This is a genomic window from Solimonas sp. SE-A11 (assembly GCF_030345715.1).
GTDB lineage: Bacteria > Pseudomonadota > Gammaproteobacteria > Nevskiales > Nevskiaceae > Solimonas_A.
Map to the genome: position 1 here is coordinate 40,613 of NZ_JAUASX010000018.1, position 24,591 is coordinate 65,203.

The 24,591-nt window shown below is 67.2% G+C and carries 21 protein-coding genes; 16 read left to right on the top strand and 5 right to left on the bottom strand.

The window, feature by feature from the left end; all coding sequences use genetic code 11:
* Positions 1-13: 13 nt before the first annotated feature.
* The 11 genes from QT386_RS18165 (at position 14) to alr (ending at position 12,442) form a co-directional block, all read left to right on the top strand.
* Positions 14-841, top strand: coding sequence for an ABC transporter permease (locus tag QT386_RS18165; protein WP_289275159.1), 828 nt, complete (start codon positions 14-16; stop codon positions 839-841).
* Positions 841-1,632 carry an ABC transporter ATP-binding protein gene (locus QT386_RS18170; RefSeq protein ID WP_289275160.1) on the top strand — a complete coding sequence of 264 codons (792 nt, stop codon included), beginning with the start codon at positions 841-843 and terminating at the stop codon, positions 1,630-1,632. The genes QT386_RS18165 and QT386_RS18170 overlap by 1 nt, the downstream gene beginning before the upstream one ends.
* Entirely contained in the window at positions 1,629-2,357 is a 729-nt protein-coding gene (locus QT386_RS18175) for an urea amidolyase associated protein UAAP1 (protein WP_289275161.1), read from the top strand. Before QT386_RS18170 ends, QT386_RS18175 begins: the two co-directional genes overlap by 4 nt.
* Positions 2,354-2,992 (top strand): urea amidolyase associated protein UAAP2, encoded by a 639-nt coding sequence (locus tag QT386_RS18180; RefSeq protein ID WP_289275162.1) that lies wholly within the window; start codon positions 2,354-2,356, stop codon positions 2,990-2,992. Before QT386_RS18175 ends, QT386_RS18180 begins: the two co-directional genes overlap by 4 nt.
* A 232-nt stretch (positions 2,993-3,224) precedes the next feature.
* Positions 3,225-6,806 carry an urea carboxylase gene (gene uca, locus QT386_RS18185; protein WP_289275163.1) on the top strand — a complete coding sequence of 1,194 codons (3,582 nt, stop codon included), beginning with the start codon at positions 3,225-3,227 and terminating at the stop codon, positions 6,804-6,806.
* Positions 6,803-8,572: an allophanate hydrolase gene (gene atzF / locus QT386_RS18190; protein ID WP_289275164.1), complete on the top strand. Its 1,770-nt coding sequence runs from the start codon at positions 6,803-6,805 to the stop codon at positions 8,570-8,572. The genes uca and atzF overlap by 4 nt, the downstream gene beginning before the upstream one ends.
* A 169-nt stretch (positions 8,573-8,741) precedes the next feature.
* Positions 8,742-9,158 (top strand): 30S ribosomal protein S6, encoded by a 417-nt coding sequence (gene rpsF, locus QT386_RS18195; RefSeq protein ID WP_289275165.1) that lies wholly within the window; start codon positions 8,742-8,744, stop codon positions 9,156-9,158.
* Positions 9,159-9,161: 3 nt separating this feature from the next.
* Positions 9,162-9,389 (top strand): 30S ribosomal protein S18, encoded by a 228-nt coding sequence (gene rpsR / locus QT386_RS18200; protein ID WP_104231687.1) that lies wholly within the window; start codon positions 9,162-9,164, stop codon positions 9,387-9,389.
* A gap of 12 nt (positions 9,390-9,401) precedes the next feature.
* A complete protein-coding gene (rplI, locus tag QT386_RS18205) occupies positions 9,402-9,866 on the top strand; it encodes a 50S ribosomal protein L9 (protein ID WP_289275166.1) in 465 nt (154 codons plus the stop codon).
* Between the two features lie 115 nt (positions 9,867-9,981).
* Positions 9,982-11,331, top strand: coding sequence for a replicative DNA helicase (dnaB, locus tag QT386_RS18210; protein ID WP_289275167.1), 1,350 nt, complete (start codon positions 9,982-9,984; stop codon positions 11,329-11,331).
* 34 nt (positions 11,332-11,365) lie between these two features.
* Complete coding sequence (gene alr / locus QT386_RS18215) at positions 11,366-12,442, top strand: alanine racemase (RefSeq protein WP_367401460.1); 1,077 nt, start codon at positions 11,366-11,368, stop codon at positions 12,440-12,442.
* Between the two features lie 433 nt (positions 12,443-12,875).
* Here alr and QT386_RS18220 read toward each other — a convergent pair whose 3' ends face one another.
* Genes QT386_RS18220 through QT386_RS18230 form a run of 3 tightly spaced genes read right to left on the bottom strand, consistent with a single transcriptional unit; the run spans position 12,876 to position 17,149 of the window.
* A complete protein-coding gene (locus QT386_RS18220) occupies positions 12,876-13,625 on the bottom strand; it encodes an FHA domain-containing protein (RefSeq protein WP_289275169.1) in 750 nt (249 codons plus the stop codon).
* 7 nt (positions 13,626-13,632) lie between these two features.
* Entirely contained in the window at positions 13,633-14,454 is an 822-nt protein-coding gene (locus QT386_RS18225) for a Stp1/IreP family PP2C-type Ser/Thr phosphatase (RefSeq protein WP_289275170.1), read from the bottom strand.
* Positions 14,455-14,464: 10 nt separating this feature from the next.
* Positions 14,465-17,149 carry a serine/threonine-protein kinase gene (locus tag QT386_RS18230; RefSeq protein WP_289275171.1) on the bottom strand — a complete coding sequence of 895 codons (2,685 nt, stop codon included), beginning with the start codon at positions 17,147-17,149 and terminating at the stop codon, positions 14,465-14,467.
* 89 nt (positions 17,150-17,238) lie between these two features.
* Between QT386_RS18230 and radA the strand changes: the two genes are divergently transcribed.
* Entirely contained in the window at positions 17,239-18,615 is a 1,377-nt protein-coding gene (radA, locus tag QT386_RS18235) for a DNA repair protein RadA (protein ID WP_289275172.1), read from the top strand.
* A gap of 55 nt (positions 18,616-18,670) precedes the next feature.
* Here radA and QT386_RS18240 read toward each other — a convergent pair whose 3' ends face one another.
* A complete protein-coding gene (locus tag QT386_RS18240; RefSeq protein ID WP_289275217.1) occupies positions 18,671-19,903 on the bottom strand; it encodes an HlyC/CorC family transporter in 1,233 nt (410 codons plus the stop codon).
* A gap of 133 nt (positions 19,904-20,036) precedes the next feature.
* Positions 20,037-20,834, bottom strand: a complete 798-nt coding sequence (locus QT386_RS18245) for an inner membrane protein YpjD (RefSeq protein WP_289275173.1) — start codon at positions 20,832-20,834, stop codon at positions 20,037-20,039.
* A 110-nt stretch (positions 20,835-20,944) separates the two neighbouring features.
* On the opposite strand from QT386_RS18245, the gene QT386_RS18250 reads away from it, so the two are divergent.
* From QT386_RS18250 to QT386_RS18265, 4 genes are all read left to right on the top strand, one after another.
* Positions 20,945-21,712: an MBL fold metallo-hydrolase gene (locus QT386_RS18250; RefSeq protein WP_289275174.1), complete on the top strand. Its 768-nt coding sequence runs from the start codon at positions 20,945-20,947 to the stop codon at positions 21,710-21,712.
* Positions 21,713-21,810: 98 nt separating this feature from the next.
* Positions 21,811-23,175: a signal recognition particle protein gene (gene ffh / locus QT386_RS18255; RefSeq protein WP_289275175.1), complete on the top strand. Its 1,365-nt coding sequence runs from the start codon at positions 21,811-21,813 to the stop codon at positions 23,173-23,175.
* A 5-nt stretch (positions 23,176-23,180) separates the two neighbouring features.
* Positions 23,181-23,684, top strand: coding sequence for a TlpA disulfide reductase family protein (locus tag QT386_RS18260; protein ID WP_289275176.1), 504 nt, complete (start codon positions 23,181-23,183; stop codon positions 23,682-23,684).
* Between the two features lies 1 nt (position 23,685).
* Positions 23,686-24,498: a TOBE domain-containing protein gene (locus tag QT386_RS18265; RefSeq protein ID WP_289275177.1), complete on the top strand. Its 813-nt coding sequence runs from the start codon at positions 23,686-23,688 to the stop codon at positions 24,496-24,498.
* The last annotated feature ends 93 nt before the right edge of the window (positions 24,499-24,591 follow it).

The following is a 24,591-nucleotide window of genomic DNA, read 5'->3' on the forward strand; positions in this document are numbered from 1 at the left end:
GACGGGGACTTCCATGAAGAAGCGCATCATCAACCGCTTGCCGGGGCAGGGAGCGGCGGCGGTTCTCGGCCTGCTGCCGTTCCTGCTGCTGTTGCTGGCCTATGCCTGGGGCTCGCAGGTCCGCCTGGAGGCGAACCCGGAGGACAAGCTGCTGCCGGCCCTGTCCAGCCTCGCCGCCGCGGTGGAGCGCGTGGCGCTGGAGCCCAACCGGCGCACCGGCGAGCTGCAGCTCTGGGCGGACACTGCGGCCAGCCTGCAGCGTCTCGGCATCGGCCTGGCCGTGGCCTCGTTGCTGGCCCTGGTCACGGGCCTGGCCACGGGCATGGTGCCCTATGTTCGTGCGGCGCTCGCACCATTCGTGCGCGTGCTGTCGATGGTGCCGCCCATGGCGATCCTGCCGATCCTGTTCATCGTGTTCGGGCTGGGCGAGCTGTCCAAGGTCGTTCTGGTGGTGCTGGGCATCGCACCCTGCATGATGCGCGACCTCCAGCAGAGGGTGATGGAGCTGCCCTCGGAGCAACTGGTGAAGGCGCAGACCCTCGGGGCGCACAGCGGCCATATCCTGTGGCGCGTGGTGATGCCGCAGACCCTGCCGCGGCTGATCGACTCGCTGCGCCTGAACCTGGGGCCGGCCTTCCTGTTCCTGATCGCGGCCGAGGCCATCGCCGCCGAGAGCGGTCTAGGCTATCGCATCTTCCTGGTGCGGCGTTACCTGGCCATGGACACGATCCTGCCCTACGTGGTCTGGATCACGCTGCTGGCCTTCCTGATGGACATTGCCCTGCGCGGTGTTTCGCGCTGGGCCTTCCCCTGGTTCCATCAGGGCAAGGAGCGCGCGTAATGGCTGCCTTGCTCGAAGTGAAGCAGGTCTGGAAGGAGTACGGCAATAGCATCGTGCTGGAGAAGCTCAACCTCAGTGTGAAGGAGGGCGAGTTCTGCACCATCGTCGGCACCTCGGGCTGCGGCAAGACCACCTTCCTGCGCATGCTGCTGGGCGAGGAGGGGCCGACGCGTGGCAGCCTGCTGCTCGATGGCAAGCCGATGCCGGCGGAACCGGGACCGGATCGCGGCATCGTGTTCCAGCGCTACTCGGTGTTCCCGCACATGAGCGTGTTGGATAACGTGACCTTCGGCCTGGAGGTGACGCGCAGCCCGCTGCTGGGCCGCCTGTTCGGCGCCGCGCGCCGCAAGGCGCGCGACGAGGCGGCGGCGATGCTGGCCCAGGTCGGCCTCAGCCACGCCCTGGATCGCTACCCCTCGGAACTCTCCGGCGGCATGCAGCAGCGCCTGGCCATTGCCCAGGCACTGATCAAGAAGCCGCGCATCCTGTTGCTGGACGAACCTTTCGGCGCGCTGGACCCCGGCATCCGCGCCGACATGCACGCGCTGGTGCTGCGGCTCTGGCAGGAGTCGGGCCTGACCATCTTCATGATCACCCACGACCTGAAGGAGGGCTTCAAGCTCGGCACCCGCCTGCTGGTATTCGACAAGCCGCGCCTCGATGCGCAGGCCCCCAACCGCTACGGCGCCACCATCACCTACGACCTGGTCATTGGCCGCCAAGAGCCGGCGCTGCTGGAAGAAATCCAGGGTGCCGTCACCGAAACCTCACGCTTCAACGACCAGCAATGAACAAGATCCTTTACCAGGATGTATTGCCGGGGGGCTGCCACTGGTCCCTGCAGGTGCGAGGCGGCCAGTTGCTGCGGCTGGTCGACGTCGAGGGCGGCGCCAATGTTGGCATGCTGCTCTACAACCCCTATGCGTTGCTGGAGCGCATCAATGTGCCGGACACGCTCAAGTGCCAGCACACGTTCCGGCTGGGCCAGGGTCACTGCATATACTCCGACATGGGGCGTGTGTTCTGCTCCATCGTGCAGGACACGGCGGGCTGGCATGATGCGGTCTGTGGCGTCGCCAGCCGCGATCTGGTCGAGCGGCGCTGGGGCAGGCTCAACTACCAGGCCGCGCGCAACGGCATGCGCCGCAACGGACTCGACGGCTTGTTGGTGGAGCTGGCCAAGCACGGCCTGGGCCGCAAGGACCTCGCCGCCAACCTCAACCTGTTCAGCAAGGTGGTGGCCGACGAAACCGGCGCGTTGCGCTATGTCGAGGGCGCCAGCCGGCCGGGCAGCCATGTGGACCTGCGCTTCGAGATGGACACGCTGGTGGTGATGAGCACCGCTCCGCACCCGCTGAACCCGGCGCAGGAGTATCCGGCGAGGCCGGTGCGCTACGAGATCCGCGAGGCGCCGCCGCTGGCCCATCCAGACGTCTGCCGCGACTCGCGTCCGGAGAACCAGCGCGGCTTCGCCAACAACCGCCTGTACCAGCTGTCGCTGGGAGGTGTCCGGTGATCGTCGAGAGCCCGCTGAAACCGGAACAGGCTGGCTACCGCCGCGTGGTCGAGGCCGGTGACTACTGGATGCACACGCTCCGCAAGGGCCAGGTCCTGCGCATCCTCGATCTCGAAGGCAACCAGGCGGCCGACACGCTGTTCTACAGCGCCGCCGACCCAGCCGAGCGCTATAGCGCGGTGGACACGATCCGCGAGCAGGGCAACGTCTATCTCACCGCCGGAACACGGCTGATGTCCACCGGGGGGCAGGTATTGCTCCAGATCGTGGCGGATACCTGCGGCCGGCACGATACGCTGGGCGGCGCCTGCGCCACCGAGAGCAACACCGTGCGCTACGCGCTGGAGAAGAAATGCATGCATGCCTGCCGCGACTCCTACCTGCTGGCGGTCACGGAGCACGAGCACTACGGCCTGACCAAGCGCGACATCACGCACAACATCAATTTCTTCATGAACGTGCCGGTGACGCCGGAGGGCGGCCTGATGTTCGCCGACGGCGTCTCCGCGCCGGGCAAGTACGTGGAGTTGCGTGCGGAGATGGACGTGGTGGCGCTGATCTCCAACTGCCCGCAATTGAACAACCCCTGCAACGCGTACAACCCCACGCCGATCGAAGTCCTGATCTGGGGCTAGCAATAGTTCCCCTCTCCCGCTTGCGGGAGAGGGGGTAGGGCGAGGGCATGGATGCCCGAGGTAGGGCAACGCATGAGCAGTTGCCGAGAGAGGGTTTCTGTAACTCCTGAAGGTTTTACAGAACCCCTCTCTCCCGGCCTCTCTCCCGCAAGCGGGGGAGAGGAGATAAGAACCTCCCCGGGACGGCCCGGCGGTGTAGACCCCCGCGGGACGGCCCGCAAACGAGCCCAAGATGTTCAAGAAGGTCCTGATCGCCAACCGCGGAGCGATTTCCTGCCGCATCCAGCGCACGCTGCGTCGCATGGGAATCGCCTCGGTGGCCGTATACACCCGCGCCGACGCCGGCTCGCTGCACGTGCAGACGGCCGACGAAGCCATCTGCGTCGGCGAGGCCCTGGCTACCGAAAGCTACCTCAGCATCGAGAAGATCATCGCCGCGGCGCTGCAGAGCGGTGCGGAGGCGATCCATCCCGGCTACGGCTTCCTCAGCGAGAACCTGGAATTCGCCGCGGCCTGCGAGCAGGCGGGGCTGGCCTTCATCGGCCCTACGCCGGAGCAGATATCCGCCTTTGGTCTGAAGCACACCGCACGTCAGCTGGCCCAGGACAACGGCGTGCCGCTGCTGCCGGGCTCCGGCCTGCTGCGCGACCTCGACGAGGCCTTGGAGAAAGCCGAGGCTATCGGCTACCCGGTGATGCTGAAGAGCACGGCGGGTGGCGGTGGCATCGGCATGCAGCGCTGCCGCAGTGCCAGCGAATTGAGCGCGGCCTACGATTCGGTACAGCGGCTGTCGCGCAACAACTTCCGCAACGACGGCCTGTTCCTGGAGAAGTTCGTCGAGCGCGCCCGGCATATCGAGGTGCAGCTGTTCGGCGACGGGCAGGGACAGGTGGTGTCGGTGGGCGAGCGTGATTGCTCGCTGCAGCGCCGCAACCAGAAGGTGGTAGAGGAGACTCCGGCCCCGAACCTGCCGCAGGCCGTACGCGAAGCGCTCTGGGCCACCGCGGAGAAGCTGGGCCGGGCGGTGAACTATCGCTCTGCCGGCACCGTGGAGTACATCTACGACGACGAGGCCAAGCGCTTCTACTTCCTGGAAGTGAACACCCGCTTGCAGGTGGAGCACGGTGTCACCGAGGAAACCACTGGCGTGGACCTGGTGGAGTGGATGATCCGCGTGGCGGCCGGCGAGTCGGCATTCCTGGAGGGCTTCCGCTACCAGCCGCGCGGCCACGCCATCCAGGTGCGCCTGTATGCGGAAGATCCCGCGCGCAACTTCCAACCGGTGGCCGGCAGGCTCACGGCGGTGGAGTTCGGCGAAGGTCTGCGCTGCGATCGCTGGATCGAGCCCGGCGTGGAGGTGCCCCCGTACTACGATCCCATGCTGGCCAAGCTGATCGCCCATGGCGTGGACCGCGAGGCCGCGCGCGGCAGGCTCTGTGCCGCTCTGGCATCGAGCCGCATCGGTGGCATCGAGACCAACCTGGCCTACCTGCGCCAGGTGCTGGACGAGCCGTCCTTCGTCGCGGGCCGCGCCACCACCGCCACCCTGGGTGGCTTCCAGTACCACGCTGCCGGCATCGAGGTGTTGGAGGCCGGCACGCAGACCACGGTGCAGGACTATCCAGGGCGCACGGGCTACTGGGACGTGGGCGTGCCACCCTCCGGCCCCTACGACAGCCTGGCGCTGCGCCTGGGCAACCGCGTGCTCGGCAACGCGCCGGGCACTGCGGCGCTGGAGATGGCGCTGACCGGCTCGGTACTGCGCTTTCGCGCGGCGGCCACGGTCTGCATCGCCGGTGCGGACATGGGCGCAACACTGGACGGGCAGTCCCTGCCATCGTGGCAGGCCGTCACGGTGCCGGCAGGCGCCACACTGGCATTCGGTGCCCTGCGCGGCGGCGGTGCGCGCGGCTATCTTTGCGTGGCCGGCGGCTTCGACGTCCCGGCCTATCTCGGCAGCGCCAGCACCTTCACGCTGGGCCGCTTCGGCGGCCATGGCGGGCGTGCGCTGCTGCCGGGGGACGTGCTGCATGTCGGCAGTGTGCAGGCGGAAGGCCAGGCGCTGCCCGCAGCGCTGCAGCCGGCCTATGGCCACGACTGGCGGTTCCGCGTGATCTATGGCCCGCACGGCGCGCCGGATTTCTTCACGCCGGAGGACATCGCGGAGTTCTTCGCTGCGAGTTGGGAAGTGCACTACAACTCCAGCCGCACCGGCACGCGGCTGATCGGACCCAAGCCGAAGTGGGCGCGCCGCGACGGCGGCGAGGCCGGCCTGCATCCCTCCAATATCCATGACAATGCCTACGCCGTGGGCGCGGTGGATTTCACCGGCGACATGCCGGTGATCCTGGGGCCGGATGGCCCCAGCCTCGGCGGCTTTGTTTGCCCGGTGACCATCGTCAAGGCCGACCTCTGGCAACTGGGCCAGCTGCGTCCGGGCGACAAGCTGCATTTCGTGCCGGTGAGCATGGAAACCGCCGAGGCCCTGGAGCGCGCGCAGCTCGCGCTGGTGGATCGCTTCGAGGCCGTGCCGGTGGAGGCGCCTGCCATCGTCGTGCCGGACGGCGCGGTGCTGGCCCGCTGGGAAGACGGGCCGCTGCCCCTGGTGGTGCGGCCCTCGGGCGACGACAACCTGCTGCTGGAATACGGGCCCCAGGAGCTGGACCTGAATCTGCGCTTCCGCGTGCATGCGCTGATGTGCCGCCTGCAGGAGCAGCACATCGACGGGCTGCTGGAGCTGACGCCCGGCATCCGGTCGCTGCAGCTGCACTACGACAACCTGCGGCTGCCGCAGGCCCGGCTGCTGGCGCTGCTGCACCAGACTGAGCGCCAGTTGCCGGCGATCGAGGATATGGAGGTCCCCACGCGAATCGTCCACCTGCCGATCTCCTGGGACGACGCGGCCTGCCGGCTGGCGATCGAGAAGTACATGCAGTCGGTGCGGCGTGATGCGCCCTGGTGTCCGAGCAACCTGGAGTTCATTCGCCGCATCAACGGGCTGGAGGACCTGGAAGAGGTCAAGCGCATCTTCTTCTCGGCCAGCTACCTGGTGATGGGCCTGGGCGACGTCTACCTGGGCGCGCCGGTGGCGACGCCCCTGGATCCCCGGCATCGCCTGGTCACCACCAAGTACAATCCGGCGCGCACCTGGACGCCGGAGAATGCCGTCGGCATCGGCGGTGCCTATCTCTGCGTCTACGGCATGGAAGGGCCGGGTGGCTACCAGTTCGTGGGCCGCACGCTGCAGATGTGGAATACCTGGAAGCAGACCGCCGCCTTCGGCGAGGGCAAGCCCTGGCTGCTGCGCTTCTTCGACCAGTTGCGCTTCCACGAGGTCTCCGCCGAGGAATTGTTGCGCATCCGCGAGGACTTCCCGCGCGGCCGCTACCCGCTGCGCATCGAGGAGCAGACCTTCCGCCTGCGCGACTACCGCGAGTTCCTGGAACAGAACCGCGACAGCATCGACGCGTTCAAGTCGCGCCAGCAGCAGGCATTCGAAGAGGAGCGCCAGCGCTGGGCGGCGGCCGGACAGGACGTGGTCGGCACCGAGGCGGAGGCGTCGCCACCGGTGGAGGACCGGCTGGCCGAAGGCGAGCGCGCCGTGCAGAGCCCGGTGCCGGGAAGTGTGTGGCAGATCGCCGTGCAGCCGGGCCAGAAGGTCAGCGCGGGCGACACGGTCGCGCTGGTGGAATCGATGAAAATGGAAATCTCGGTGGTGACCCGCGTCAGCGGCATCGTGCGCCGCGTGCTGTGCGCGCCCGGGCAGGGTGTCACGCCGGGGCAGAGCCTGCTGGTACTGGAGGAAGCCGTATGAGGGACCTTGCCATTGCTGCCTTGCAGCGCGACTACCGCGCGGGGCTCAAGCCCGCGGAGCTGCTTGCCGAGTTGCGCGGCCGCATCGCCGCACACGCGGATCACCATGCCTGGATCGCCTTGCTGGACGACGCACAGCTGGCACCGTACCTGGCCCGGCTTGAGGGGCAGGGCCCGGAGTCGCTGCCGCTCTACGGCATTCCCTTCGCGATCAAGGACAACATCGACCTGGCCGGGGTGCCGACCACCGCCGCCTGCCCGGACTTCGCGTATACGCCCGCACGCAGCGCCACCGTCGTGCAGCGCCTGGTCGATGCCGGTGCGATCCCGCTGGGCAAGACCAATCTCGACCAGTTCGCCACCGGGCTGGTCGGCACGCGCTCGCCCCGGGGCGCGGTGCGCAACGCCTTCGATCCGGACTACATCAGCGGCGGCTCCAGTGCCGGTTCCGCCGTGGCGCTGGCGTTGGGCGAGGTGAGCTTCTCGCTGGGCACCGACACTGCCGGTTCCGGCCGAGTGCCCGCGGCCTTCAATAACCTGCTGGGCATCAAGCCCACGCGCGGGCGCTGGTCCACCGCCGGCGTGGTGCCGGCCTGCCGCAGTCTCGACTGCCCTTCGCTCTTTGCGCTGAACCCCGAGGATGCGCGGCGTATCGGCACGGTGATGGATGGCCTGGATGCCGCCGACCCCTGGAGCCGCCGTGGGCGGCCGGTAAGCGGACGGCTGGAGGGCCTACGGTTCGGCATGCCCCGTCCCGAGCAGCTCGAGTTCTTCGGGGACACGACCTATGCCGCGCTGTTCGCGCAGGCGGCGGAGCGCTGGCAGGCCCTGGGCGCGGAGCTGGTGCGGCTGGATTTCACGCCCTTCAGCGAGGCGGCCCGGCTGCTGTACGAAGGCCCCTGGGTAGCAGAGCGCCGCCATGCGACGCGCGACATGGCGCCGCAGGCCATGCTGCCGGTGCTGCGCCGCATCCTGGAGGGCGGGGCGGGAATCGGCGCGGAGCAGACCTTCGAGGCCTTCTACCGGCTGCAGGCCCTGAAGCAGGCCGCGGACGCGCAACTGGCGTTGGTGGACGCGGTGCTGACCCCCACGGCACCGACCCATTACCGCATCGCCGAACTGGAGGCCGAGCCCTTGCTGCTCAACAGCCGCCTGGGCACCTATACCAACTTCATGAACCTGCTGGATTACGCCGCCGTGGCCATGCCTGCCGGCGCCACTCCGGCCGGCCTGCCGTTCGGCATCACCCTGTTCGGCCCCGCCTGGTCCGACGACTACCTGCTGGCGCTGGCGCAGCGCTGGATGGCGGCGGACCCGCGGCCCGGCGGCCGTGACGCCAGCCGCTGGATGCCGGCTCTGCCGCCCACGCCGCCGGGGCGTATCGAGGTGGCGGTCTGCGGCGCCCACCTGTCGGGCATGTCGCTGAACCACCAGCTCACCAGCCGCAGTGCCTTCCGTGTGTGCGCCACCCATAGCGCGCCCTGCTACCGCCTGATCGCGCTGGCCGGCGGACCGCCGTTCCGGCCGGGGATGATCCGTGACGCGGAACGCGGCGCTGCCATCGAGGTGGAGGTCTGGTCGGTGCCCGAGGCCGAGTTCGGCAGCTTCGTGGCCGGCATCCCGGCGCCGCTGGGCATCGGCAAGCTGGAACTGGCCGACGGCCGCTGGGTCAGCGGCTTCATCTGCGAGCCGGCCGGGGAGACGGGCGCCCGGGACATTACCCATCTGGGCGGCTGGCGCCGCTACATGGCGGAGAAGAGGGCCTGAGGGGCTGGCGGCACTGGCAGCCCTAATTGCAACAAACTGCTGATTCCCTTAAGATTCGCGCCCCTTCATCCCGCCGGGGTGAAGGTTTTTTGTTTCAACCACTTGCTCCACGACCGTTCCCTGGTCGGGGGCCGCAGGGTGAAAATCCTGTGTCCACAAGGAGTTATCGATGCGTCACTACGAAGTTGTGGTCATGGTGCATCCGGACCAGAGTGAACAGGTTCCGGCCATGATCGAGCGTTACAAGGGCATGGTCACCGCGACCGGCGGCAAGGTTCACCGCCTGGAAGACTGGGGTCGCCGTCAGCTGGCTTACCCGATCGCCAAGGCCCACAAGGCCCACTACGTTCTGATGAACGTGGAGTGCGACGATGCCGCCCTGGCCGAGCTGGAGAATGCGTTCCGCTTCAACGACGCCGTGATCCGCAAGCTGGTCGTCAAGACCGAAGCTGCAGTGATCGACCAGTCGCCGCTCTTCAAGGTTCAGGATGAAGAGAAGAAGCCGGGCGAGTTCCGCGCCCGTCACCAGGATGCGGAAGGCGAGGGCGACGACGCCCAGGCCGAAACCGCTGTTGAAGGAGCCTAAGTCATGGCACAGTTTTTCCGTCGCAAGAAGTCCTGCAAGTTCAGCGGTCAGAACGCCCCGGCGATCGACTACAAGGACCTCTCCACGCTCAAGCAGTACATCGGCGAGAACGGCAAGATCGTGCCGGCTCGCATCACCGGCACCAAGTCGCGCTACCAGCGCGAGCTGGCCACGGCCATCAAGCGCGCCCGTTTCCTGGCGCTGCTGCCGTACAGCGACAGCCACGGCTAAGGAGCAGCTACCATGGATGTGATTCTGCTCGAGAAGATCAAGAAGCTCGGCGACCTGGGCGAGACCGTCAAGGTGAAGGCCGGTTTCGGCCGCAACTACCTGCTGCCGCTGGGCAAGGCGCTGCCGGCCACCGAGGCAAACCGTGCCGTGTTCGAGGCCCGCAAGGCTGAGCTGCTGAAGAAGGCCAACGATTCGATCTCCGCCGCCAACATGCGCGCCGGCAAGATCAACGGCAAGACCATCACCCTCAAGGTGCTGGCCGCCGAAGAGGGCAAGCTGTACGGCTCGGTCGGTCCGTCCGAGATCGTGGATGCCGCCGCTGCCCAGGGCATCGACGTCAAGAAGAGCGAGATCGACATGACCTCCGGTCCGATCCGCCAGCTCGGCACCTACACCGTCAGCGTGCGCCTGCACACCGAAGTGGAAGGTGAGCTGACCGTTGTCGTGGTCGACAGCAAGGCCCCGACGGCCGCCTAAGGCGCCGGCAGGTCTGTGTCACCAGACGGCCCGCCTCGGCGGGCCGTTTCATTTTGGGCTCCCCGGCCGGACCCTGCCCCTTCTGCGGTCCGCCCATTCCTCTACAATCCAACCCATGCAAAACCCGCCCAAGCATCCCCCGCATTCCATCGACGCCGAGATGTCCGTCCTGGGCGGCATGATGCTGGACAACGGCGCCGGCTTCGAAGTGCTGGACCTGCTCAAGGAGGGGGACTTCTACCTCCATGCGCACCAGCTGATCTTCGCCGCCATGCGCGACCTGCTCAGCTCGCACAAGCCCTGCGACTTCCTGACGGTCACCGAGCACCTGCGCTACATCACCAAGCTCGAGGAGGCCGGCGGCATCGCCTATGTCGGCACCCTGGCCAACGACACGCCCAGCGCCGCCAACACCGTGGCCTATGCCGAGATCGTGCGCGAGCGCTCGGTGCTGCGTCAGCTGATCTCCACTGGGCAGGGCATCGCCGACATTGGCTTCCGTCCCGAGGGCCGCAATGCCAGCGCCCTGCTGGAGGAAGCCGAGCAGAAAGTCTTCGCACTGCGCCAGGGCGACGCCAAGGGCAAGGTGCAGTACCACAGCATGCCGCCGCTGCTGGACCACATCTCCAAGTCGCTGGAGGAAGCCAAGGACAAGGAGGGCGGCCGCAAGGGCCTGCAGACCGGCTTCCGCGATTTCGACAACAAGACCAACGGCCTGCATCCGGGCGACCTGGTGATCGTGGCCGGCCGTCCGGGCATGGGCAAGACCTCGTTCGCGATGAACATCGCCGAGCACGTCGCCATCGAGAGCCACATGCCGGTGGCGGTGTTCAGCATGGAAATGGCGGCGGAACAGCTGGTGTTCCGCGTGATTTCCTCCTTCGGCGGCATCGACCAGCAGAACCTGCGCAACGCGCGGATGGACGACAGCGAATGGGACCGCCTGGCCTCTGCCATGGGCCTGATGCGCGAGGCGCCGCTGTTCATCGACGAGACCGGCGGACTGTCGCCGCTGGAACTGCGCGCGCGTGCACGCCGTATTGCCGCGCGTCATGGTCTCAGCCTGATCGTGGTGGACTATATCCAGCTGATGCAGGTGCCCGGCTCGGACAACCGCGCCAACGAGGTGGCCGAGATCTCGCGTAGCCTCAAGGCCCTGGGCAAGGAACTGAGCGTGCCGGTGATCGCGCTGTCGCAGCTCAACCGTGGCGTCGAACAGCGAGACAACAAGCGCCCGCGCATGGCCGACCTGCGCGAGTCCGGCGGTATCGAGCAGGACGCCGACGTCGTGGTCTTCGTCTACCGTGACGATTACTACTACCCGGAAACCTCCGCGGACAAGGGCCAGGCCGAACTGATCATCGCCAAGCAGCGTAGCGGCCCCACCGGCACCGTGAAGGTCCAGTTCGACGGCAAGTACACCAAGTTCCGCGACCTGGCGGATCCATCGCAAAGCTTCTACTGATGGCGGCGCTCCCGCTCAGCGAGGGGGCGGCGTGATCCCGCGCGTCACCGCCAGCATCGACCTCGCCGCGATCCAGCACAACCTGGGCGTGGTGCGGCGTCTGGCGCCGCGCTCGCGCGTGATGGCGGCGGTCAAGGCCAACGGCTACGGTCACGGGGCGATACCGGTGGCGCGTGCCCTGGAGGCGGCCGGCGTGGACGCCCTGGCGGTGGCCTGCCTGGAAGAAGCGGTAGAGCTGCGCCGCGCCCATATCCATTGCCCGATCGCCCTGCTCGAGGGTGTGATCTCCGAGGAAGAGGCCGCGCAGGCCGTCTACGAGCGCCTGCAGGTGGTGGTGCACGACCACTGGCAGATCGACATGCTGCACCGGCTGGGGCCCGAAGCCCAGGTCGGCGTCTGGTTCAAGCTGGACAGCGGCATGCACCGCCTGGGCTTCCCGCTGGAGGACGTGCCGCGCCTGCTGGAGGTCCTGAAGGCTCATCCGGGCTGGAGCTTCCACGGCTGGATCACCCACCTGGCCAGCGCCGACGAGCCCGAGAACTCTTTCACCCGCGAACAGGTCACCCGCTTCAGCCACGCGCTGCAGGGCGTGGCGGGGCAGCGCTCCATCGGCAACTCCGCCGGCATCATCGGCTGGCCGGAGGCGCGCGCCGACTGGGTGCGCCCGGGCCTGATCATTTACGGTGCCTCCCCGATGCCGGGACAGACCGGCGCCGACCTCGGCCTGAGGCCTGTCATGCGCCTGGAAAGCCGCCTGATCGCCGTACGCGACTTCGAGGCGGGTGAAACCATCGGCTACGCCCAAAGCTGGACCTGCCCGGAGCGCACGCGCATCGGCGTGGCTGCTGTCGGCTATGCCGACGGCATCCACCGGACCTTCCGCAGCGGCACCGCCGCGAGGGTCGGCGGGCGCCAGGTGACCTATGCCGGCCGCGTCTCGATGGACATGATCACCCTGGACCTGCGCGGCGCCCCGGACGCCAGGGTGGGTGACCCGGTGCTGCTGTGGGGTGACGAGCTGCCGGCGGAGCATGTCGCCGCCCAGGCCGGCACCATTCCCTACGAATTGTTCTGCGGGCTCACGCAGAGGGTTCATTTCCGGTATCGCTGAGGCACTGGCCTCGGCTGGGAGCGGCTTCAGCCGCGAAGTATCCCGCTGCGCAGCGGTGCTGTGCGGCTGCCCGGCAGGGCTCTTCCATCGATGCCCGGTGTCGCCAGCAAGCTGGCTCCTACAAGTCCCCCCGTAAGAGCCAGCCCACTGGCGACACCAGGTTCCGTGGGAATGGCTTCAGCCGTGATCCTGTCCTGCGCCTGGAAGATCGCGGCTGAAGCCGCTCCCACGGGTGGTCCCCGGACTGGATATCCCGCCGTAGCCGGGAGGGAGCTGGAATCCCCTTCGGAATCGGCCTTCCCGTGGGAGCGACGCGAGTCGCGATCTTCTGCTGGGGCATCCAGGGCCATCGCGACTCGCGCCGCTTCCACGGCGGCCGGGAACAACGAAAAAGGGCAGCCCATGGCTGCCCTTTGTCTGACCTGCAGAGGACTCAGATGATCATGAACTTCATCTGCGTGCCGGCCAGTTCCACCACGTCGCCGTCGCTGAGCTTGCGCGCTTGCGTGTCCAGCGACTGGCCGTTGACCAGGGGCTTGGCGCCGCCGGCCTGGCCGCCCACGTGGACGATGTAGTAACCGTCGGCGCGGCGGGTGATGGCCGCCACCTGCACGCCGGGTTTGCCGATCGTGGTCAGGGCCTTGGACAGCTCCAGTTCCTTGCCCTGGTTCGGGCCGCTCACCACGCGCAGCTTGCCGAGGATCGGCTTGGGCGTGTTGGTCGCGGACAGGCTGGGGGTGGGGGAGTGGCCGTGTGAATGACCCAGGGAACTGCCCAGCGAGGCCGCAGCGGGCGCCGGGGCGCCCGTCGCCTTGTTGACCTGGGCATCGAAGGCCGCGCCGAACTGGCCCGGCTTCAGGATCATGGTCTTTTCGAAATCGTCGTCCGCGCCCTGGCCTTCGCCTTCGTAGCGCAGGGTGTTGCGGCCGATGCTGATCACGTCGCCGTGCGACAGCGGGTGCTTGGCGATCTGCTTGCTGTTGACCTGCGTGCCGTTGGTCGAATCCAGGTCCTCCAGGAAGGAGTCCTGCAGGATCGTGATGACCACGGCATGGTGGCCGGAAACGGCCTTGTCGTTGAGCGGGATGTCGTTGTCGGCGTGACGGCCGATGGTCACCCGCTCCTTGCTGAGCGGGAAATCCTTGGTCTGGCCGCTGCTATCCGTGACGATGAGCTTGCCCATAGTGTTCTCAGAACCACTCCATCAATCGTTCATACCAGCGCCTGCCGCGGGCGAACGACGCGTCCGCGCGAGCCAGCACCACCGAAACGTTATCCTTGCCGCCGGCTTCATTGGCCAGCCTGATCAATTCTTCTGCCGCACTATCAAGATTATCAGCTAACTTGCCGAGTGTTAAGCTGATTTTCTCGTCGGAGATCATGTCCGTGAGGCCGTCGGAGGCGATCAGGACGATGTCCCCGACCTCCACCATGTCCTCGATCAGGTCCACGGTGACGTCCGGTTCCACGCCCAGGGCGCGGGTGACGATGTTCTTGCGAACCAGGCGCTGGGCGTCCTCGCGGGTGTAGTGGCCGCGGGCCACCAGCTCCTCCAGCAGGGAGTGGTCCCGGGTGATCTGCTCGAGCCTGCCATCCCGGTACCGATACAGGCGGGAATCGCCAACATACGCGATCGACATCCTATCGTCGTGCATCAGGCAGGTAACGATCGTCGTTCCCATGCCGGCGCACTGCGGTTGGCTCTGCGCCACCTGATAGATCGTCTGGTGGGCGCTCTCCACCGCCTTGCGCAGAAGCAGGGCTTCCACGCTATGGCCGCTGGCGGTGTCCACCTCGCCACGCTTGAGCTCCTTCCACTCGCGCCGGACCACGTCCAGCACGGTGGTGGTGGCGATGCCACTGGCGATCTCGCCGGCGTTGTAGCCGCCCATGCCGTCGGCCAGCACCAGCAGGCCCAGGTCACCGTCCTGTTCGACGGCGTCCTCGTTGTTGTTGCGCATCCTGCCCACGTCGGAGAGCAGGGCGGTGGCCACCTTGTCCTTCAATGTCATGCCGGTTCTCTCAGGTCGGGCCGCCGAGGCCGGAAAGGATGAAGCGGAGATCGCGCGCCAGTTCGCTGCCGCGCTGGTAGCGCTGCTCCATGTCCTTGTGCAGCGCGCGGTCGATCACGACGTTCACCTTGGGAGGCAGGTCGGGGCGCAGGCCGCCGGCCGGGGGATGCGGTTCGTTGGCGATCTTGAACATCAGCGTCGCCATCGAGTCCGCCTGGAAGGGCAGCGTGCCGGTCAGCAGCTGGTACAGCGTTACGCCCAGCGAGAACAGGTCGGAGCGGCCGTCCACGCGCTTGCCGGCGAGCTGCTCGGGCGACATGTAGCTGGGCGTGCCCAGCACCATGCCGGTCTTGGTCTTGCTGGAGTCGGCGATGCGGGCGATGCCGAAGTCCATCAGCTTGATGGTCTGTGTGGCTTCCACCAGCATCATGTTGGCCGGCTTGATGTCGCGGTGGACCACGCCGTTGGTGTGGGCGTAGTCCAGGGCGTCGGCGGCGTCGGCCACCAGGCGCAGCACCTCGGGCATCGCCAGAAGGTTGTTGGCCTTGGTGTGCTTGGTGAGGTCGTGGCCCTTGATGAACTCCATCGCGATGAAGGCGAGGTCATGTTCCTCGCCGGCGTCGTAGATCGACACGATGTGCGGGTGCGTCAGGCGGCCGGCGGTCTCGGCTTCGCGGAAGAAGCGCTCCTTGACGCTGGTCAGCTCGTCCGGCTCGAACTCCTGCGACAGCGCCATCGTCTTGATCGCCACGGTGCGGCCGATCTTCGGGTCCTTGCCCATGTAGACGATACCCATGGCGCCCTTGCCGAGCTCCTTCTCCACCTGGTACCGGCCCAGCATCGGCTTCTCGATCTGCTGGGTGGCATCGTTGTCCAGCACCATGGTACCGCCGGGGTGCGAGCGGCCTGCGCCACCGCCCAGAATCACGGTCTCGGAGAGCTTCTTGGCGCGGTTGAGCTTCTGCTGGACGTCGCGGAAGTCCTTCTGGTGCCCGGCGATGTGCTGGTACACCGACTCGGCCTTGTTGAACTGGCGCTTGCGCTCGAAGTCCAGCGCGAGGTTGTACATCAGGTCCAGCAGCTTGTCGTCCACCGGCTGCACGCGGCGGAACTTCTCGAAGGCCATGTCGAGCTGGCCCTGGCCCTGGAAAGCAAGGCCCAGCATCTTGTTGGACTCGGAGTTCTCCACCTCGGTGGTCTGCTTCAGCATCTCGGTGATGCGGAACTTCTTCACCGTCATGAAAGCATGGCCGGCCAGCAGGAACACCGCTGGGATCGTCAGCTTGAACCACAGCGCGCTGGAGGCCATCACGCCGATCTGTGTGCCCAGCAGCGCCAGCACCAGCACCAGGGTCACGCCGGCGGCCAGCGTAGCCTTCATGCGCGGCAGCAGCAGCGCGAGATAGGCCGCCAACATCAGGAACACCACCAGCTCCAGCCAGCCGGCCCAGGCTGGGCGGGTGAAGTAGTGCTGCTTGAGGATCGAGGAGACCGCGTGCGCCAGCATCGCCACCGGCGTGGTCGAGGCGGACGAGGGGGTGGCGAAGGTGTCGCCGGTGCCCGGCGCGGTGGTGCCGATCAGCACTACCTTGTCCTTGTACTTGGCCAGCGGGATCTTGCCGGCCAGCACGTCATATGCGGAGTCCACCGCGAAGGCGGGCTTGCCTTCCTGGTCACCGTAGAACTGCGTGTACATGCGCAGCGCGTAGTCGGTGCCGATATGGATGCCGCCCAGCGTTACGCCCTCGCCGAGCTGCACCTGGATGTCCTGCGGCTTCAGGTTCAGCTTGGCGGCCGCTATCATCAGTGACAGCGACGGGTAGAACTCGTCGAAGTGCTGCAGCACCAGCGGCTCGTAGCGCACGCCGCCATCCACGTCCTGGGCGATGTTGAGGTGGCCCATGCCGGGAGCGGCTTCGCCGACACCCGCCACCGGCACTTCCACCGAGATGGTGGGGCCGGGCACGGCGCCGTCGGCGCGTGCGCCGATGCGGTCCTGCACGTCCTGCAGGCGGTTGCGGCGCACGTACTCGGGCAGCGCCTGGTCCGGCCGGCCCTGGGGGCGGCCCTCCTTGAACAGGATCGGCAGCACGACGTTGCCGGAGGCCACGGCGGCGCCCAGCACGGAGTCGGTGGTGCCGCCGGCCTTGGCGCCGGCTTCGAGTTGCGCCAGCAGCGCTTCCATCGCCGGGCGGTACTTGGTGGCCAGCGCGGAATCCTTGTAGGTCTGCGCGATGTTGACGATGGCCGGCGAGCGCGTGGTCTTGGCGGTCTCGTCCAGCATGATGCCGAAGGTCTCGGCCTCGGCCGGGATGTCCTGCACCAGCGGCGAGGCCTTGAGCTCGGCCAGGATGGCATTGAAGGTTTCGGCGGAGCTGCCGGCGTCGGCCTCGAAGTACAGCATGGTGGCGCCGATGACCTTGGCGCCGCCCTCGTGCAGCTTGTTGATCAGCTCGGCCTGCTGGTTGCGCGGCCAGGGCCAGCGGCCCAAGTTGGCGATGGACTGCTCGTCGATCGCGACGATAGCGACATCTTCGGACGGGGCGAGGTCGCGCGACCGCACACCCACGTCGTAGGTGCTGCGCTCCAGGGACTGGAAGGCATCGCCGAAGACACCCCAGGCCAGCAGGGCGAAGACCAGCGAGAAGGCTACCGCCGCGAACCAGTCTTTCGACCAGAAGCTATTCTTTTGCACGAGCTACGTCCCCCCGCAGTTGTGCTCTTCGGCTCATACTAACTCAAGTATCTCCGATATTAGTTCCTCAGAAAACAAGAATATGTGAGATGGGTTCCAGAACGAAAACTCAATACGTCTGCCAGTCCTGCGGCTCCTCCAGCCCCAAGTGGATCGGCCAGTGCCCCGACTGCTCCGCCTGGAACACGCTGGTGGAGGCGCGTGTCGACGCCTCCGTCGCCAAGGCTGCCGCCAAGTCCCGCGGCGGCGGCATCAGCGGCACGGCCGGCGGGCGGGTGCAGTCGCTGCGCGAGGTCGACATGCGCGAGACGCCGCGCACCACCACCGGCCTGTCGGAAATGGACCGGGTGCTGGGCGGCGGCATCGTCCCTGGTGCGGTGATCCTGATCGGCGGCGACCCGGGCATCGGCAAGTCCACCCTGCTGCTGCAGGTCCTGGCCAGCGTGCAGCCGCACCTGAAGACCCTGTACGTCACCGGTGAGGAGTCACTGACCCAGGTCCACCTGCGCGCGCACCGCCTGGGGCTGCCGGAGCTGGATCTGCCGGTGCTGGCCGAGACCGGCGTGGAGGAAATCCTGGCCCAGATCGCCCAGCACCGTCCCGGGCTGGTGGTGATCGACTCCATCCAGACCCTGTACACCGACTCGCTTGATTCGGCGCCCGGCTCGGTCTCGCAGTTGCGCGAGTGCGCGGCGCAGCTGGTGCGCCACGCCAAGGCCAGCCATACCGCCGTGATCTTGGTGGGCCACGTCACCAAGGAAGGCGCCATCGCCGGACCGCGCGTGCTGGAGCACATGGTGGACTCGGTGCTGTACTTCGAGCACGACCCCGGCTCGCGCTTCCGCATCATCCGCGCGGTGAAGAACCGCTTCGGTGCCGTCAACGAACTGGGCGTGTTCGCCATGGGCGACGACGGCCTCAAGGAGGTCAGCAATCCCTCCGCGCTGTTCCTGTCGCGTCACGAGCAGCCGGTGCCGGGCTCGGTGGTCACGGTCACGCGCCAGGGCAGCCGCCCACTGCTGGTGGAGGTGCAGGCCCTCGTGGACCGCTCCCTGGCCGGCACCCCGCGCCGCGTGACCCTGGGCCTGGAGGGCAACCGCCTGAACATGCTGCTGGCGGTGCTGCATCGCCACGGTGGCATTCCCCTGGGTGACCAGGACGTGTTCGCCAACGTGGTCGGCGGCATGCGCATCCAGGAGCCGGCGGCGGACCTGCCGCTGGTACTGGCCGTGCTGTCCTCGTTCCGCAACCGGCCGATGCCGAACGACCTGGTGGTCTTCGGCGAGATGGGGCTGGCGGGAGAGGTGAGGCCGGTGGCGGGGGGCGAGGAGCGCCTGGCCGAGGCTGCCAAGCACGGCTTCCGCCGCGCCATCGTGCCGGAGGCCAACAGGCCCCGGAAGTCGGTGAGGCTGGATATCGAGGTGATCCCGGTAGCGCGGCTGGAGCAGGCACTGGCGGTGCTTTAGACCTGCATTCCCTCTCCCCGCTTGCGGAGAGAGGGGACAAGGGCAGCGGTGTTCGCTAGGCAGCGGCCCGCTGCTCGCCCGGAGGCCGCACCCTCGCCGATTTCACTGCGTTGGCCCGGGTCTCGGTGATCTCGAATTCGTAGCCCTTGATGGTGATGCGGCGGCCGGCCTGGGGCATGGTCTCCAGCTTTTCCAGCACCAGACCGTTGACGGTCTTGGGGCCGTCCAGGGGCAGCTTCCAGCCCAGGTTCTTGTTGAGGCTGCGGATGGTCACCGAGCCGTTGACGCGGTAGCAGCCGTCGGGGTCGGCGTAGACGTTCTTGATGCGGGTGGCGGGGTCGGAGGTGAACTCGCCCACCACTTCCTCGAGGATGTCCTCCAGTGTCACCAGGCCCTGGATGTCGCCGTATTCGTCCACCACGAAGCCGATGCGGCGCTTCTGGTTCTGGAAGTTGAGCAGCTGCTGGTTCAGCGGCGTGCCCTCGGGGATGAAGTAGGGCTCGCTGGCCAGGCCCACCAGGCTGTGCGGGTCCAGGTTGTTCTCTGCGGCCAGGCGCACCACGCGACGCAGGTGGATCACGCCGCGCAGGTTGTCGATGGAGCCGTCGAACACCGGCAGGCGGGTGTGCTGGCTGTCCACGATCGCGGCGCGCACCTGCTCCCAGGGCTCGGAGATGTCGATGCCGGTGATCTCGTTACGCGGCACCATGATGTCCTCGACCGTTTCCTTCTCCAGGTCCAGGATGGAGAGCAGCATCTTCTGGTGACGGTGCGGGATCATGGCGCCGGCCTCGGCGACCACGGTGCGCAGCTCCTCGGCACTGAGGCTGTGCTGTGCCGCTTCCTCGGGGGAGACGCCCAGCAGGCGCAGCAGGTTGTTGCCGATCAGGTTGACCAGCCACACTAGCGGGAATAGCAGGCGTTGCAGCGGCCAGAGGACATAGGCAGCCGGCAGGCCCAGGCGCTCGGGATGAATGGCGGACAGCGTCTTGGGCGTGACCTCGCCGAAGATCAGCAGCAGCAGCGTCACCGCGCCGGTGGCCACGGCGATACCGGTTTCGCCCGGGAACAGGCGCAGGCCTATCAGCGTGGCGATCGACGCCGCCAGCGTGTTCACGAAGTTGTTGCCCAGCAGGATGGTGCCGATCAGGCGGTCCGGGCGCTCAAGCAGGCTTTGCGCCAGTCGCGCGGAACGTTCCCCCTTCTTGGCGCGCGTGCGCAGGCGGTAGCGGTTCATCGTCATCAGCCCGGTTTCGGAGCCGGAGAAGAATGCCGACAGCAGCAACATCAAGATGAGGAGTCCGAAGAGGACCCACAGGGGGATGGCGTCCAAGATCGCGCGGTCAGTCTTTGGCCGTGTGGACTTCTATCTATGCGGCCCGGAGGGCTGCTGTCAATGAGGCTGACATGAGGTATACCGCCTAACTCCAGTGCTTGCCTAGGAATTGTTCCAACACCAGCTTGCTGCCGAAGTACGCCAGGATGAGCACGGCGTAGCCAGCCAGCGACCAGCGGATGGCGGTGCGGCCGCGCCAGCCGTAGCGCCAGCGCCCCCACAGCAAGGTGCCGAAGATCAACCAGGCACTGATCGACAGCACGGTCTTGTGGGCCAGGTGCTGTGCGAACCAGTCGTGCACGAACCACAGGCCCGACAGCAGGGTCAGGGACAGCAGCAGAAAGCCGATAGCGATCAATTGGAACAGCAGCCGCTCCATGGTCTGCAGCGGCGGCATGCCGCCGAGCAGCAGGCGGCTGAGATCGTGGCGGTGCAGCAGACGGTCCTGCAGGGCCAGCGCACCGGCCTGCATTGCGGCGATGGTGAGCAGCCCGGCCGAGAATAGCGACAGGATGATGTGCCAGCGCAGCTTCCAGTCGGCCACCGGCGCGGCGTCCAGCAGGCTGGGGTCCAGGGCGGCCCAGAGGGCGGCCAGGCCGGTCAGGGGGTAGATCGTCAGGCCCAGGGAGCGCAGCGGCTCGCGCCAGGACAGCAGCCACAGCAGCACGGCGGACTGCAGAGTGAACAGCGAGGCCGCTTCTGGCAGGCCGATGCGGATCGCGCCGCCCTGCAGGGCCTGGTGGCCCAGCACGCCGGCATGCAGCACGATGGCCGCGGAGGCCAGCGACCGCTCCAGCGGGCTGTCGGTCTGAGGGTTACGCCAGATCAGCCAGCCGCAAGCGGCGTACAGCAGAACGGCAATGAGAATCAGTGCTAATGTCATGGGGTCTCCAGCATAACCGAATCCCTTGCGATGTGACGCAAGCCGCGGTTGAGGGTGCGGACCCCTATGCTAGGATCAAAAAAATACAAACTTTTAAGACAACGGAACGCATGCGGATCAAAGTCCTGGGCTGCAGCGGGGGAGTGGGGCCGGGCCTGCGTACCACCAGCCTGCTGGTGGACGACGAGATCCTGATCGATGCGGGAACGGGCGTCGGCGACCTGTCGCTGGCGCAGCAGCGCCGCATCAGCCATGTCTTCCTGTCGCACTCCCATCTCGACCACGTCTGTGGCCTGGCTTTCATGGCCGACAACCTGTTCGACCTGATCGATCGGCCGGTCGTTGTCCATGCCACCCGGCAGACCCTGGACGCGGTGCGCCAGCACATCTTCAACTGGACCATCTGGCCCGACTTCTCCAAGTTGCCCAACGAGGAGCGGCCGCTGCTGCGCTTCGACCAGATCGAGGTGGGGCAGCCCACCGACCTGGGCGGCGACCGGCGCCTGACGGCCTTCAAGGTGCTGCACACCGTCCCGGCCGTGGGCTATGCCCTGGAGAGCCCCAACGGCACCTTCGCCTTCAGCGGCGACACCTGGGCCAACGACGACATCTGGGCCTTCCTCAACGGCCTGCCGCGGCTCGACAAGCTGATGATCGAGATCGCCTTTCCGGACGAGCAGGAGGAACTGGGGGCGGCCTCGCGCCACTTCACCCCCAGCCTGCTGGCCTCGGAGCTGCGCAAGCTGCGGCATCACCCCGAGCTGTTCCTGACCCACCACAAGCCGGGTTGCGAGCAGCTGATCGAGAAGCAGTGCCGCACCGCGCTGAAGGATTGGCGCTACCACCACCTCCAGCGCGGCGATCTGATCACCTCCTGAATGGGCGGGCGCGGGCTGGGCAGGAACACCCACGGGCACCCCGGCGGGTCTTGCTCTAGAATCCGCCGGACGCTCTATACAGACCCGCTTTCGTCCTCATGTTCGACAACCTCACGACGCGCCTTGGCCGCGTCCTTGACTCCATCCGCGGCCAGGGCCGCCTTACCGAAGAACAGGTCACCGCCGCCGCTCGCGAGCTGCGCATGGCCCTGCTCGAGGCCGATGTGGCCCTGCCGGTGGTCAAGGAATTCATCGACAAGGTCAAGGCCCGCGCCCTGGGCGCCGAGATCCTGCAGTCGCTGACCCCTGGCCAGCAGTTCCTCAAGATCGTCCAGCAGGAGCTGACCGAGACCCTCGGCGGCAATGCCGAACCCCTGAACCTGCGCCAGCAGCCCCCTGCTATCATCCTGATGGCCGGCCTGCAGGGTTCCGGCAAGACCACCAGCACCGGCAAGCTGGCGCTGTGGCTCAAGGAGCGCGAGAAGAAGAATGTCGTCGTCGTCTCCGCCGACGTCTACCGACCGGCCGCCATCGAGCAGCTGCGCATCGTCGCCGGCAACATCGGCGTCGAATGGTTCCCCTCCGAGGTCGGGCAGCAGCCGGTGGCCATCGCCCAGGCGGCCCTGGCCCATGCCAGGAAGCAGTATGCCGACGTCCTGATCGTCGACACCGCCGGCCGCACCACGGTCGACGAGGCGATGATGAAGGAGATCGCCGAATTGCACGCGGCGCTGACTCCGGTCGAGACCCTGTTCGTGGTCGACAGCATGACCGGCCAGGACGCCGCCAAGACCGCCAAGGCCTTCGGCGACGTGCTGCCGCTGACCGGCGTGATCCTGACCAAGGTCGACGGTGACTCCCGCGGCGGTGCCGCGCTGTCGGTGCGCCAGGTCACCGGCCGCCCGATCAAGTTCCTCGGCGTCGGCGAGAAGTCCGACCGCTTGGAGATCTTCCACCCGGACCGTATCGCCAACCGCATCATCGGCCAGGGCGACGTGCTCGGCCTGATCGAGGAGACGGCCCGCAAGGTCGATCACGAGAAGGCCCAGAAGCTTGCCGAGAAGCTCAAGAAGAACAAGGGATTCGATCTGGCGGACTTCCGCGAGCAGATGCTGCAGATGCAGAACATGGGCAGCATGCAGTCGATCTTGGAGAAGCTGCCGGGCGGTGCGCAGATGCAGGAGCAGCTCAAGAGCGTGGACGCCGAGAAGCAGGTCCGCCGCACCGTCGCCATCATCAACTCGATGACGCCGCAGGAGCGCCGCTTCCCCGACCTGATCAAGGCCTCGCGCAAGCGCCGCATCGCGGCTGGTGCGGGCGTGGAAGTGCAGCAGGTCAACCAGCTGCTGCGCCAGTTCGAGACTACCAAGGACATGATGAAGAAGTTCGCGGGCGGCGGCATGGCCAAGATGATGCGCAGCCTCGCCGGGCGTCTGCCGCCGGGCATGATGCCCAAGCGCTGATCTCCATGTTCAAGCGCCTGGCGATATTGCTGTGCCTGCTCTGCCTGCCTGCGGCGCATGCGGCAACGATCGGCGACATGGCGCCCGAGGCCGCCGGCGTCGTACTCAGCGGGCCGGAGGGCATCAAGCTTAGCTCGCTCAAGGGCCGCGTGGTGATCGTGGACTTCTGGGCGTCCTGGTGCGGCCCCTGCATCCAGGCCATGCCCGAGCTGGACGAGATGCGCGCGGACCTGCACAAGAAAGGCTACGCCGACAAGTTCGAGATCCTGGGTGTCAGCATCGACCGCAACGTCGAGGACGCCCGCCGATTCGTCAAGGCACGCCCGGTGACCTATCCGCTGGTGGTGGACCAACTCGGCTTCGCGCCGAAGTTCTACGAGGTCTGGCGCCTGCCGGCGACCTACCTCGTGGCCCAGGACGGCCGCATCTCCATGGTCTACCACGGCTACGGCGCCGGCTTCACCGAAGACCTCAAGCAGCGCGTCATCGCGCTGATGAACAAGAAGTAGCGTGCCGGCGAAAAAGGCTCTCAGCGTCAGCGGCAGCCTGCAGCTGGAGGCCAGGGGCGGCAAGCTCGGCAGCCAGCGCTGGATCGAACTGCTGGCGGCGATCGGCGAGACCCATTCCATTACCCACGCGGCCAAGGCCGTGGGCCTGAGCTACAAGGCCGCTTGGGACGCCGTGGAGTCCATGAACAACCTGTCTGACCGGCCACTGGTGCAGCGCGCGGCCGGCGGCAAGGGCGGCGGCGGCACCATGCTGACCCCGCGCGGCGAGCAACTGGTGCAGACCTATGGCGCCGTCGCCGAAGAACACCAGCGCTTCCTTGATCGCGTGAACGGACTGCTCGGCAATGCCGAGGCCGACCTGCGCATGCTCCGGAGGTTCACCATGCTCACCAGTGCCCGCAACCATTTTTCCGGCAAGGTGGTGCACGTCAAGACCGGTGCGATCAACGACGAGGTGGAGCTGGAGCTCTCCGGCGGCGACCGCCTCGTCGCCATCGTCACCCACGACAGCGTCGAGAGCCTGGGACTGAAGAAGGGCGTGGAAGCCCTGGCCCTGGTCAAGGCCTCCTGGGTGATCGTGGCCCTGGATGAGGGGCCGGCCATGAAGCTGTCCGCACGCAATCGCCTGCGGGGCAGCATCACCAAGCTCACCCCCGGCGCCGTCAACAGCGAGGTGGTGATCGGCCTCAAGGGCGGCAACTCGGTAGTGGCCACCATCACCAATGCCAGCGTCGAGGAACTAGGCCTGGCCGAGGGCAAGCCCGCCAGTGCGATCTTCAAGGCGTCGAGTGTCATCCTGGGCGTAGCCGGCTGAAGATCATTGCCTGCCCGTGGCAGCGGCCCTGGCCGCGATCTGTCCATCGGCATCGCAGAAGATCGCGACTTGAGCAGCCCCCACGCCAAGACC

Bases quoted from the DNA above. Each gene is read 5' to 3' on its own strand.
- ffh (WP_289275175.1), top strand. From the start codon at position 21,811: ATGTTCGACAACCTCACGACGCGCCTTGGCCGCGTCCTTGACTCCATC.
- QT386_RS18225 (WP_289275170.1), bottom strand. From the start codon at position 14,454: ATGACATTGAAGGACAAGGTGGCCACCGCCCTGCTCTCCGACGTGGGC.
- dnaB (WP_289275167.1), top strand. From the start codon at position 9,982: ATGCAAAACCCGCCCAAGCATCCCCCGCATTCCATCGACGCCGAGATG.
- radA (WP_289275172.1), top strand. From the start codon at position 17,239: ATGGGTTCCAGAACGAAAACTCAATACGTCTGCCAGTCCTGCGGCTCC.
- QT386_RS18260 (WP_289275176.1), top strand. From the start codon at position 23,181: ATGTTCAAGCGCCTGGCGATATTGCTGTGCCTGCTCTGCCTGCCTGCG.
- QT386_RS18245 (WP_289275173.1), bottom strand. From the start codon at position 20,834: ATGACATTAGCACTGATTCTCATTGCCGTTCTGCTGTACGCCGCTTGC.
- QT386_RS18250 (WP_289275174.1), top strand. From the start codon at position 20,945: ATGCGGATCAAAGTCCTGGGCTGCAGCGGGGGAGTGGGGCCGGGCCTG.
- rpsR (WP_104231687.1), top strand. From the start codon at position 9,162: ATGGCACAGTTTTTCCGTCGCAAGAAGTCCTGCAAGTTCAGCGGTCAG.
- uca (WP_289275163.1), top strand. From the start codon at position 3,225: ATGTTCAAGAAGGTCCTGATCGCCAACCGCGGAGCGATTTCCTGCCGC.
- QT386_RS18240 (WP_289275217.1), bottom strand. From the start codon at position 19,903: ATGTTGCTGCTGTCGGCATTCTTCTCCGGCTCCGAAACCGGGCTGATG.
- rplI (WP_289275166.1), top strand. From the start codon at position 9,402: ATGGATGTGATTCTGCTCGAGAAGATCAAGAAGCTCGGCGACCTGGGC.
- QT386_RS18175 (WP_289275161.1), top strand. From the start codon at position 1,629: ATGAACAAGATCCTTTACCAGGATGTATTGCCGGGGGGCTGCCACTGG.
- atzF (WP_289275164.1), top strand. From the start codon at position 6,803: ATGAGGGACCTTGCCATTGCTGCCTTGCAGCGCGACTACCGCGCGGGG.
- QT386_RS18170 (WP_289275160.1), top strand. From the start codon at position 841: ATGGCTGCCTTGCTCGAAGTGAAGCAGGTCTGGAAGGAGTACGGCAAT.
- QT386_RS18220 (WP_289275169.1), bottom strand. From the start codon at position 13,625: ATGGGCAAGCTCATCGTCACGGATAGCAGCGGCCAGACCAAGGATTTC.
- rpsF (WP_289275165.1), top strand. From the start codon at position 8,742: ATGCGTCACTACGAAGTTGTGGTCATGGTGCATCCGGACCAGAGTGAA.
- QT386_RS18165 (WP_289275159.1), top strand. From the start codon at position 14: ATGAAGAAGCGCATCATCAACCGCTTGCCGGGGCAGGGAGCGGCGGCG.